The sequence below is a fragment of the Lysobacter antibioticus genome, from assembly GCF_000731095.1.
Classification (GTDB): Bacteria; Pseudomonadota; Gammaproteobacteria; order Xanthomonadales; family Xanthomonadaceae; genus Lysobacter; species Lysobacter antibioticus_B.
Map to the genome: position 1 here is coordinate 53,992 of NZ_JMTZ01000006.1, position 10,851 is coordinate 64,842.

General features: G+C 67.5%; 7 protein-coding genes. 1 reads left to right on the plus strand and 6 read right to left on the minus strand.

Translation table 11 applies throughout. From position 1 onward, the window contains the following. Positions 1 to 2: 2 nt before the first annotated feature. Positions 3 to 3,167: an efflux RND transporter permease subunit gene (locus EX88_RS0101880; RefSeq protein WP_031370323.1), complete on the plus strand. Its 3,165-nt coding sequence runs from the start codon at positions 3 to 5 to the stop codon at positions 3,165 to 3,167. Positions 3,168 to 3,232: 65 nt separating this feature from the next. On the opposite strand, the gene glpK is transcribed toward EX88_RS0101880, so the two are convergent. The 6 genes from glpK to leuC all read right to left on the minus strand — a co-directional run bounded on the left by glpK (position 3,233) and on the right by leuC (position 10,711). Then, positions 3,233 to 4,738 (minus strand): glycerol kinase GlpK, encoded by a 1,506-nt coding sequence (gene glpK, locus EX88_RS0101885; RefSeq protein ID WP_031370324.1) that lies wholly within the window; start codon positions 4,736 to 4,738, stop codon positions 3,233 to 3,235. A gap of 185 nt (positions 4,739 to 4,923) precedes the next feature. Beyond that, complete coding sequence (locus EX88_RS0101890; RefSeq protein ID WP_305067585.1) at positions 4,924 to 5,643, minus strand: MIP/aquaporin family protein; 720 nt, start codon at positions 5,641 to 5,643, stop codon at positions 4,924 to 4,926. Positions 5,644 to 5,706: 63 nt separating this feature from the next. After that, on the minus strand, positions 5,707 to 7,278 hold the full coding sequence (gene glpD, locus EX88_RS0101895; protein WP_081930547.1) for a glycerol-3-phosphate dehydrogenase: 1,572 nt from the start codon (positions 7,276 to 7,278) through the stop codon (positions 5,707 to 5,709). 265 nt (positions 7,279 to 7,543) lie between these two features. Next, positions 7,544 to 8,632, minus strand: a complete 1,089-nt coding sequence (leuB, locus tag EX88_RS0101900; protein ID WP_031370327.1) for a 3-isopropylmalate dehydrogenase — start codon at positions 8,630 to 8,632, stop codon at positions 7,544 to 7,546. Then, positions 8,622 to 9,278, minus strand: a complete 657-nt coding sequence (gene leuD / locus EX88_RS0101905; RefSeq protein ID WP_051884316.1) for a 3-isopropylmalate dehydratase small subunit — start codon at positions 9,276 to 9,278, stop codon at positions 8,622 to 8,624. The genes leuB and leuD overlap by 11 nt, the downstream gene beginning before the upstream one ends. Then, on the minus strand, positions 9,278 to 10,711 hold the full coding sequence (gene leuC, locus EX88_RS0101910; protein ID WP_031370329.1) for a 3-isopropylmalate dehydratase large subunit: 1,434 nt from the start codon (positions 10,709 to 10,711) through the stop codon (positions 9,278 to 9,280). Before leuC ends, leuD begins: the two co-directional genes overlap by 1 nt. Positions 10,712 to 10,851 lie beyond the last annotated feature (140 nt).

Sequence of the window (10,851 nt, forward strand, 5' to 3'; positions counted from 1 at the left end):
CCATGCGCTTCAATCTTTCCGAATGGGCCCTGCGCCATCGCAGCCTGATCGTCTACGCCATGCTGGTGCTGGCTATCGCCGGTGCGATGTCCTACCTGCGCCTGGGCCGCAGCGAGGACCCGGCCTTCACCTTCAAGGTGATGGTGGTGCGCACCCTGTGGCCCGGCGCGACCGCAGAGGAAGTCTCGCGCCAGGTCACCGAGCGCATCGAGAAGAAACTCATGGAGACCGGCGAGTACGAGTTCATCCGCTCGTACTCGCGCGCCGGCGAATCGCAGGTGATCTTCGCCGCGCGCGATTCGATGCGCTCCAGCGAGATCGGGCCGTTGTGGTACCAGGTGCGCAAGAAGATCGGCGACATCCGTCCGACCTTGCCCAGCGACGTGGTCGGCCCGTTCTTCAACGACGAATTCGGCGACACCTTCGGCAACATCTACGCGCTGACCGGCGAGGGCTTCGACTACGCCGTGCTGAAGGACTACGCCGAGCGCGTGCAACTGGCGCTGCAAAGCCAGACCGACGTCGGCAAGATCGAACTGATCGGCGTGCAGGACGAAAAGATCTGGGTCGAGCTGTCCAACGTGAAGCTATCGACCCTGGGCGTGCCGGCGCAGGCGGTGCAGGAAGCGCTGAATCAGCAGAACGCGTTGGCCCCGGCCGGTTTCTTCGAGACCCCGACCAGCCGGGTGCCCTTGCGCGTCGGCGGCCAGTTCACCTCGGTCGAACAGATCCGCGAGTTCCCGATCCGCGTCGGCGACCGCACCTTCCGCCTGGCCGACGTGGCCGACGTACGTCGCGGCTTCTCCGACCCGCCGCAGCCGCGCATGCGCTTCATGGGCCAGGACGCGATCGGCATCGGCGTGTCGATGAAGCAGGGCGGCGACATCCTGCAGCTCGGCAAGACCCTGGAATCGGAATTCGCGCGGCTGCAGAAAACGCTGCCGGCCGGCATGGAACTGCGCAAGGTCGCCGACCAGCCCGCCGCGGTCGAGGAATCGGTCGGCGAGTTCGTGCGCGTGCTCGCCGAGGCGGTCGCGATCGTGTTGCTGGTGAGCTTCTTCTCGCTCGGCCTGCGCACCGGACTGGTGGTGGCGCTGTCGATTCCGCTGGTGCTGGCGATGACCTTCGCGGTCATGGATTTCTTCGGCGTCGGCCTGCACAAGATTTCGCTGGGCGCGCTGGTGTTGGCGCTCGGCCTGCTGGTCGACGACGCGATCATCGCGGTGGAGATGATGGCGATCAAGATGGAGCAGGGCTTCGACCGCCTGCGCGCCGCCGCGTTCGCCTGGGACAGCACCGCCTTCCCGATGCTGACCGGCACCCTGGTCACCGCGGCCGGCTTCCTGCCGATCGCGACCGCCGCCTCGAGCACCGGCGAATACACCCGATCCTTGTTCCAGGTGGTGACCATCGCCTTGCTGGTGTCGTGGATCGCCGCGGTCGCCTTCATTCCCTTCCTCGGCGACAAACTGCTGCCCGACTACGGCCACGCTGCGGCGCCGCCGAAGCCCGGTTCGCTGGCCGCGCGCTGGCACGACGCGCGGGTGGCCTGGGCCGAGCGCCTGCCGATGTTCGCCAGCGTGATCGCGCCGAAGCCGCCGATCGACGGCCACGCCCACGATCCCTATGAGTCCAAGTTCTACGTGCGATTCCGCGGCTGGGTGACCTGGTGCGTGCGCCGGCGCTGGCTGGTGATCGGCATCACCGTCGGCGCCTTCCTGCTGTCGGTGTTCATGTTCCGCTTCGTGCCGCAGCAGTTCTTCCCGGACTCGGTGCGCCCGGAGCTGATGGTCGACATGGAGCTGGCCGAAGGCAGTTCGCTGCGCCAGACCGGCGAACAGGTCCAGCGCCTGGAAGCCATGCTCAAGCAGCGCAAGGACCTGGCCAACTACGTGTCCTACGTCGGCACCGGCTCGCCGCGCTTCTACCTGCCGCTCGACCAACAGCTGCCGGCGGCGAACTTCGCCCAGTTCGTGCTGATGCCGAAGGACTTGCAGGCCCGTGAAACCCTGCGCACCTGGATCATCCAGGACGTGGCGCCGCGCTTCCCCGAACTGCAGTTGCGGGTGACGCGACTGGAGAACGGCCCGCCGGTCGGTTATCCGGTGCAGTTCCGCGTGTCCGGCGAGCACATCGACCAGGTGCGCAAGATCGCCAACCAGGTGCGCGAGAAGATCCGCGCCAACCCGCACGTGGCCAACGTCAATCTCGACTGGGACGAGCCGAGCAAGGTCGTCCGTCTGCAGGTCGACCAGGAGCGCGCGCGTGCGCTCGGCATCAGCTCGGCCCAGCTGTCGCAGTTCCTGTCGAGTTCGCTGTCGGGCTCGCACATCAGCACCTACCGCGAAAGCAACGAGCTGATCGAGATGCTGCTGCGCGGCCCCGACCAGGAGCGCCTGCAGCTCGACATGCTCGGCAGCCTGATGGTGCCGACCGGCAACAACCGCAGCGTGCCGCTGACCCAGATCGCCACCCTCGAGTACGGATTCGAGGAAGGCATCATCTGGCATCGCGACCGCCTGCCGACCATGACCGTGCGCGCCGACATCTACGACGGCACCCAGCCTTCGAGCGTGATGGCGCAGATTTCGCCGACCCTGGACGGACTGCGCGCCAAGCTGCCGTACGGCTATTCGATCGACATCGGCGGCAGCGTCGAGGACTCGGCGCGCGGGCAGAAGTCGATCAACGCCGGCATGCCGCTGTTCCTGTTCGCGGTGTTCACCCTGTTGATGGTGCAACTGCGCAGCTTCTCGCGCAGCTTCATGGTGCTGTTGACCGCGCCGCTGGGCCTGATCGGCGTGACCCTGTTCCTGCTGGTGTTCCGGGTGCCGTTCGGCTTCGTCGCGATGCTCGGCACGATCGCGCTGGCCGGCATGATCATGCGCAACTCGGTGATCCTGGTCGACCAGATCGAACAGGATCGCAGCGAAGGGCACGAGCCCTGGAAGGCCATCGTCGATGCGACCGTGCGGCGATTCCGCCCGATCGTGTTGACCGCGCTGGCGGCGATCCTGGCGATGATTCCGCTGTCGCGCAGCGCTTTCTTCGGTCCGATGGCGGTGGCGATCATGGGCGGCCTGATGGTCGCGACCGCGCTGACCTTGTTGTTCCTGCCGGCGCTGTACGCGGCGTGGTTCCGGATCAAGGTGCCGAACGAGGCGTGAGACCTGCCCTCACCCCAACCCCTCTCCCATGAATGGCAGAGGGGCCAAGGCAGAGCCGTATTGCCTCAGGCGTGCTCGACGCTGAAGGCCAAGGTCGCCTCGATCGCCCGCTTCCAACCCGCATACAAACGCTCGCGCTCGGCTTCCAGCATCTGCGGTTCGAAGCTGCGCTCGACCTGCCATTGCTGGGCGATCTGTTCGCGGCTTTCCCAGAATCCGACCGCCAAACCCGCCAGGTACGCCGCGCCGAGCGCGGTGGTCTCGCTGACCCGCGGGCGCTTCAAGGGCACGTCGAGAATGTCGGCCTGGAATTGGGCGGTGAAATCGTTGGCGATGGCGCCACCGTCGGCGCGCAGGGATTTCAGTTCGATGCCCGAATCGGCCTGCATCGCGCTGAGCACGTCGCGGGTCTGGTAGGCCAGCGATTCGAGCACGGCGCGGACGAAGTGCTCCTTGCTGGTGCCGCGGGTCAGGCCGAACATCGCGCCGCGCACGTCGCTGCGCCAGTACGGGGCGCCCAGGCCGACGAAGGCCGGCACGAAGTACACGCCTTCGGTGGAGCGCGCGCGTTCTGCATAGGCCTGCGAGTCCCCGGCCTTGCCGAGCATGCGCAAACCGTCGCGCAGCCACTGCACCGCCGAACCGGCGACGAAGATGCTGCCTTCGAGCGCGTACTCGACCTTGCCGTCGATGCCCCAGGCGATCGTCGTCAGCAGGCCGTTGTCGGAACGTACCGCCTTGTCGCCGGTGTTCATCAGCAGGAAACAGCCGGTGCCGTAGGTGTTCTTGGCCATGCCGGCCTCGAAGCAGGCCTGGCCGAACAGCGCCGACTGCTGGTCGCCGGCGACGCCGCAGATCGGTACCGAGTTGTTGAAGAAATGGCGAGCGCCAGTGTGGGCATAGACCTCGCTGCTGGAGCGTACCTCCGGCAGCATCGCCGCCGGCACGCCGAGCATCTTCAACAGGTCCGGGCACCATTGGCGCTTGTGGATGTCGTACATCAGCGTGCGCGAGGCGTTGCTGTAGTCGGTGACGTGGGCCTTGTTCTCCGACAGGTTCCAGATCAGCCAGGTGTCGATGGTGCCGAACAGCAGGTCGCCGCGTTCGGCGCGTTCGCGCGCGCCTTCGACGTGGTCGAGGATCCACTTGACCTTGGTGCCCGAGAAATACGCGTCGATCAGCAGCCCGGTGCGTTCGCGCACCAGTTCCTCATAGCCATCGGCCTTGAGCTGGTCGCAGATCGCCGCGGTCTGGCGCGACTGCCAGACGATGGCGTTGTGGATCGCCTGGCCGGTGTGGCGGTCCCAGACCACCGTGGTTTCGCGCTGGTTGGTGATGCCGATGCCGGCGATCTGCGAGGCGCTGATCTGGGCCTTGGTCATGACCTCGATGGCGGTGGTCTGCACGCTGGCGAGGATCTCCCGCGGGTCGTGTTCGACCCAACCCGGGCGCGGGAAGATCTGCTCGAATTCGCGCTGGGCCACGCCGACCACGGCGCCATTACGATCGAACAGCATCGCGCGCGAACTCGTGGTGCCCTGGTCGATGGCGAGGATGTAGGTTTTGGTCATGGCCTTGATGAGGAATGAGTGGAGAGGAGGGAGAAGCTAGGAACTAGTACAGAGGAGTGAGTAAGAGCGGCTCTCGGCTGGTTTGAAGATGGTGGCTGTGCGAATTGCGAAGGAACTCGGATGACGACGTCAGCCGCTTCTACTCATTCCTCACTCCTCTTCACTCGTTCCTGGTCCTCTTGCCATCAACCGTAAACCGCCTGGAACGCAAAGGCGCCGAGTAAGGCGCCGATCACCGGCGCGACCACCGGCACCCAGGCATAGCCCCAGTCGGAGCCGCCCTTGCCGGCAATGGGCAACAGCGCATGGGCGATGCGCGGGCCGAGGTCGCGCGCCGGATTGATCGCATAACCGGTCGGTCCGCCAAGCGACATGCCGACCACCACCACCAGCAATCCGACGCCGAGTGGGCCCATGCCGGGCGCGAGCGTGTTGGCGCCGATCGCGAGCGCGCCGAAGGTCAGGGCGAAGGTGCCGATCGTTTCGGTCAACAGGTTGGCCTTGGTGTCGCGCACCGCCGGTGCGGTGCAGAAGATCGCGAGTTTGGCCGCCGGGTCGTCGCTGATCCGCCAATGGGCGAGATAGGCCAGCCACACCAGCACCGCGCCGGCGAAGGCGCCGGCGATCTGCGCGGCGATGTAGCCCGGCACCACTGCCCACGAGAGCTTGCCGATGCTCGCCAGGGCGATGGTCAGCGCGGGATTCATGATCGCGCCGCTGGTCGGTCCGGCGATGAAGATGCCGATCAGCACCGCCAGGCCCCAGGCCGCGGTGATCACGCCCCAGCCGGCGCCTTGCGCCTTCGACCGATTGAGCAGTGCGCCGGCGACCACGCCGTTGCCGAGCAGGATCAACATGCCGGTGGCGATGAACTCGCTAAGGTATTGCGACATCGGTGTGACCATTGCGATGACTCTCCTGATGCTGGGCTGTCGCTGGTGGTGTCGTCCTGTTCGCTGGCCGTTGCCTTAGGTGCCGGCGACGCGGCGGGCGAGGTAATCCTGCAATCTCCGATGCCCCGCCGCATCGATGCGCAGCCCGAGCTTCGAGCGCCGCCACAGAATGTCGTCGGCGCTGCGCGCCCACTCGCAATCGATCAGGTAATCGACCTCGGCCGTGTACAGGTCGGCGCCGAAACATTCGCCCAGCTCTTCCAGATGCGAGCAGCTCTCGACGATGCGCAGCGCCCGGCTGCCGTAGTTGCGGCACAGGCGCAGGGCCAGCGCGTCCGGCAGCCACGGCCGGCGCAGGCCGAAGTCTTCGTGGAAGGCGTCGAAATCGGCATCGGGCAGATCGCCGCCCGGCAACGGCGCGGTGCCGGTCCAGGCCGGACGCAGTCCGCCGAACAGCGGTGCGAGCCGGTCGCAGGCTTCCTCGGCCAGCTTGCGCGCGGTGGTCAGTTTGCCGCCGAACACGTTGAGCAGCGGCGCGCCTTCGCGGTCGAGGGTGAGCAGGTAATCGCGGGTGATTTCCGAGGCGGCGTCGCTTTCGTCGTCGAGCAGGGGCCGCACGCCGCTGTAGGTCCAGACCACATCGCTCGCTTGGATGGCGCGCTTGAAATAGCGCGAGGCGGCCTCGCACAGGTATTGGGTTTCGGCCTCGTCGATGTGCGGCGCCGAAGGATCAGCGCGGTAGTCGACGTCGGTGGTGCCGATCAGGGTGTAGTCGTGTTCGTAGGGGATCGCGAACACGATGCGGCGATCGGGTTGTTGGAAGATGTAGGCGTGATCGTGTTCGAACAGCCGCGCAACGACGATGTGGCTGCCCTTGATCAGGCGCAGGTTGTGCCGGTGCGGCACCTGCGCGACTTCGTCGAGGAAGCGTACCGCCCACGGGCCGGTGGCATTGATCAGGACGCGCGCGCGCACTCGCCGCGACACGCCGTCGGCACTGCGCAGCTGCACGTCCCAGGCCTCGGCGCCGCGCTGCGCCGCGACGCAGGCGGTGCGGGTCAGCACGGTCGCGCCGCGTTCGGCCGCATCCATCGCATTGAGCACCGCCAGGCGCGCGTCCTGCACCCAGGCGTCGGAGTAGACGAAGCCGTGGACGAAGTCGTCGCGCAACGGCCGCCCGGTGATGTGCTTGCGCAGATTGACGGAGCGCGAACCGGGCAGTCCGCGTCCACGCCGGCCGCCGAGCCGGTCGTACAGAAACAGGCCGATGCGAATCATCCAGGCCGGGCGCAGATGCGGTTGATGCGGCAGGACGAAGCGCAGCGGCCAGATGATGTGCGGCGCCATGCGCAACAGGCGCTTGCGTTCGGCCAGGGCCTTGCCGACCAGGGCGAACTCGAACTGTTCGAGATAGCGCAGGCCACCGTGGATCAGCTTGGTGCTGGCGCTGGAGGTGTGCGAGGCGATGTCGTCGCGTTCGCACAGCAGCACCGACAAGCCGCGGCCGGCGGCGTCGCGGGCGATGGCGACGCCGTTGATGCCGCCGCCGACGACCAACAGATCGACGTCGGGCAGGACGGCATCGGACGGGTTCGCGACGGGCGATTCGTGGGCGGGTCGGTCGGGAGAGGATGCGGGTTCGGTCATGCGCTCTCGCGAATGCTGCGGGCCGCGGCGTCGACCCAGGACACGTCAGGATGATGGCATACGGTGACGAATCGATTGTGGCCGGGGTTCACATCAACGACGGGTGACGGCGGTGTTGCGGTGCGGCCGGGCGAAGGGCAAAAAAAACCCGATGCACGAGCATCGGGCTAGGAGTTACCAGAACTTTGGAGAGAGCGGTCTTGCGCTTGTCGCAGGCCGCCGGGGCGGCCTGCGGTGGATGGAGCTAGCCAGATGGAGCCAGGCGTCAGTCGCGCAGTTCGGGGATGTGACAGGGCAGTTCGAGTTGCGCCAGCACCGCGTCGGTGACCGCACGGGTGCCGACGGCTTGGCCGGCCGGGGCGAGGTCGGCGGTCAGCACGCCGGCTTCGAGCACCGCTGCGACCGCCTGCTCGATGCACTCGGCCTCCGCATTCAGGCCCAGCGAATGACGCAGCAACAGCGCTGCGCTGAGGATGGTGCCGCAGGGGTTGGCGATGCCGCGGCCGGCGATGTCGGGCGCCGAGCCATGGATCGGCTCGTACAGACCGACCTTGCCTTCGCCGAGCGAGGCCGACGGCAGCAGGCCCAGCGAGCCGGCCAGCATCGAGGCCTCGTCGGTGAGGATGTCGCCGAACATGTTTTCGGTGACGATGACGTCGAACGCGCGCGGCTTGGCGATCAGATGCATCGCCATCGAATCGACCAGTTGATGTTCCAGGGTGATGTCGGGGAACTCGTCGCGGGCGACGCGGCTGGCGACTTCGCGCCACAGCCGCGAGGTTTCCAGCACATTGGCCTTGTCGACCGAGACCACGTGCTGGCGGCGGCCGCGGGCGAGCTGGCAGGCGCGGCGCACGACGCGTTCGATTTCCTCGACGCTGTATTCGCACAGGTCGCTGGCGCTGGTCTCGCTGCGTTGCTTCTGGCCGAAATAGATGCCGCCGGTGAGCTCGCGCACCACGATCATGTCGACGCCGGCCAGCAGATGCGGCTTGATCGGCGAAGCGCCGAGGGTGGCCGAGTGCGGCTGCACCGGGCGCAGGTTGGCGTACAGGCCCAGGCCCTTGCGCAGCGCCAGCAGGCCCTGTTCGGGACGCACTTTCGCCTTCGGGTCCGACCACTTGGGGCCGCCGACCGCGCCGAGCAGCACCGCATCGGCGCGTTGGCAGGCGCTCAGGGTCGCGGCCGGCAAGGGCTCGCCGCTGGCGTCGATGGCGGCGCCGCCGATCAGGTGCTCGTTGAGGATGAACTGATGGCCGTAGCGGCGGCCGACCGCGCGCAGCACTTCGACCGCGGCGGCGGTGACTTCCGGACCGATGCCGTCGCCCGGCAGAACGACGATGTCAGCGCGCATGTTGATTCTCCTGGCGAGGGTTCAGCGCCGTCGCGCGGCGCTGTTCGTATTGGTTGATGGTGTCGAGTTGGCGCAGCAGATAACCGAGCTGGTCCACGCCTTCGATCAGACAGGTCTGGGCGAAGGCGTCGAGGGGGAACTCGATCGCGCGGCCGTCGGGCAGGTGCAGGCGGCGTGTGCGTACGTCGATGCGCAGCTCGATGCCGGGCTGTTCGAGCAGTTCGTCCAGCAGTTCCTGCGACACCACGATCGGCAGCAGGCCGTTCTTGAGCGAGTTGCTGCGGAAGATGTCGGCGATCTCGCTGCTGATGACCGCGCGCAGACCCAGGTCGGTCAGCGCCCACGGCGCGTGTTCGCGCGAGGAGCCGCAGCCGAAGTTGCGGCCGGCGACCAGGATCGCGGCACCGGCGTTCTCCGGACGGTTGAACACGAACTCCGGGTTCGGCGAGCCGTCCGGCAATGCGCGCCAATCGTTGAAGGCGAACCGGCCCAGGCCCTTGCGCTCGGTGGTGGTGAGAAAACGCGCGGGGATGATCTGGTCGGTGTCGATATTGCGTTCGCGCAGCACCACGGTGCGCGCGATCAACTCGACGAAGCCGTCGCCGGACTGCGGCGCGGCGTGGTTGGGGGACTGGGACGCGGACATTACGCGACCTCCTTCACGGCAGTGAGATAAGGACGCGGGTCGGTGACGTGGCCGGCTATGGCGCAGGCGGCGGCGGTCAGCGGCGAGGCCAGCAGGGTGCGCGAGCCCTTGCCCTGGCGGCCCTCGAAATTGCGGTTGCTGGTCGACACCGCGAGCTGGCCGGGACCGACCAGGTCGCCGTTCATGGCGATGCACATCGAGCAGCCCGGCTCGCGCCATTCGGCGCCGGCCTCGCGCACGATGCGGTCGATGCCTTCGGCTTCGGCGTCGCGCTTGACTTGCTCCGAGCCCGGCACCACCAGCATGCGCACGCGCGGATGGATGTGGCGGCCGCGCAGCACCTCGGCGGCTTCGCGCAGGTCCGACAAGCGCGAGTTGGTGCAACTGCCGACGAAGACCACGTCGACCGGCCGGCCGGCCATCGCCGCGCCGCCGTCGAAGCCCATGTAGGCCAGGGCCTTGGCTTCGTCGGTATCGCGCGCCTGCGGCAGGTGCGCATCGATCGCCGCGACCTGGCCGGGGTGGGTGCCCCAGGTCAGGGTCGGCTTGATCGCGCTGGCGTCGATATGCACTTCGCGATCGAATACCGCGCCGTCGTCGGTCTTGTAGGCGCTCCAGCGTTCGACGGCGCGATCGAAGTCGGCGCCGCGCGGCGCGCGCGGGGTCGCGGCGAGGTAATCGAAGGTGGTCTGGTCGGGCGCGATCAGGCCGGCGCGCGCGCCGGCTTCGATCGACATGTTGCACACGGTCATGCGCTGGTCCATCGACAGCGCGCGGATGGTCGAGCCGCGGTATTCGATGACCTGGCCGGTGCCGCCGTTGACGCCGATCTCGCCGATGACGTGCAAGATCAGGTCCTTGGCGCCGACACCCGGCGCCAGCTCGCCCTCGACGTTGATCGCCAGGGTCTTGGGCTTGCGTTGCAGCAGGCACTGGGTGGCCAGGACGTGGCCGACCTCGCTGGTGCCGATGCCGAAGGCGAGCGCTCCGAAGGCGCCGTGAGTGGCGGTGTGGCTGTCGCCGCAGACGATGGTCATGCCGGGCTGGGTCAGGCCGAGCTCCGGGCCGATCACGTGGACGATGCCGCGGTAGGCGCTGTCGAAATCGAACAGCTCGACGCCGTGGCGCGCGCAGTTGCGGCGCAGGGTGTCGACCTGGCTCTCGGCCTCGGCGGTGAAATAGGGCAGGCGGCCGTCGGCGCCGGCCGGCAGGGTCGGGGTGGAGTGGTCGAGCGTGCCCTTGGTCAGGTCCGGGCGGCGCGGCGCGAGCCCGCGCGATTCGAGTTCGGCGAACGCCTGCGGTGAGGTGACTTCGTGGATCAGGTGCAGGTCGATGTAGAGGACCGCGGGCACGGCATCGCTTTCGGGCGATACCAGGTGCGCGTCCCACAGTTTGTCGAACAAGGTGCTGGGAGGAGCCGAGGTGGTAGTCATGGAGTCCGGTGTTCTGTCTGGCTGCTATGGCTGGAGTGGTTCGTAGTGGCGCCGGAGTTCGGTGGTTTCGTCCCTAGCCGAGTCTTTCGGCTGTCGTCCCCGCGACGGCGGGGACCCAGGGCTCTATCGCAGCAGCACTC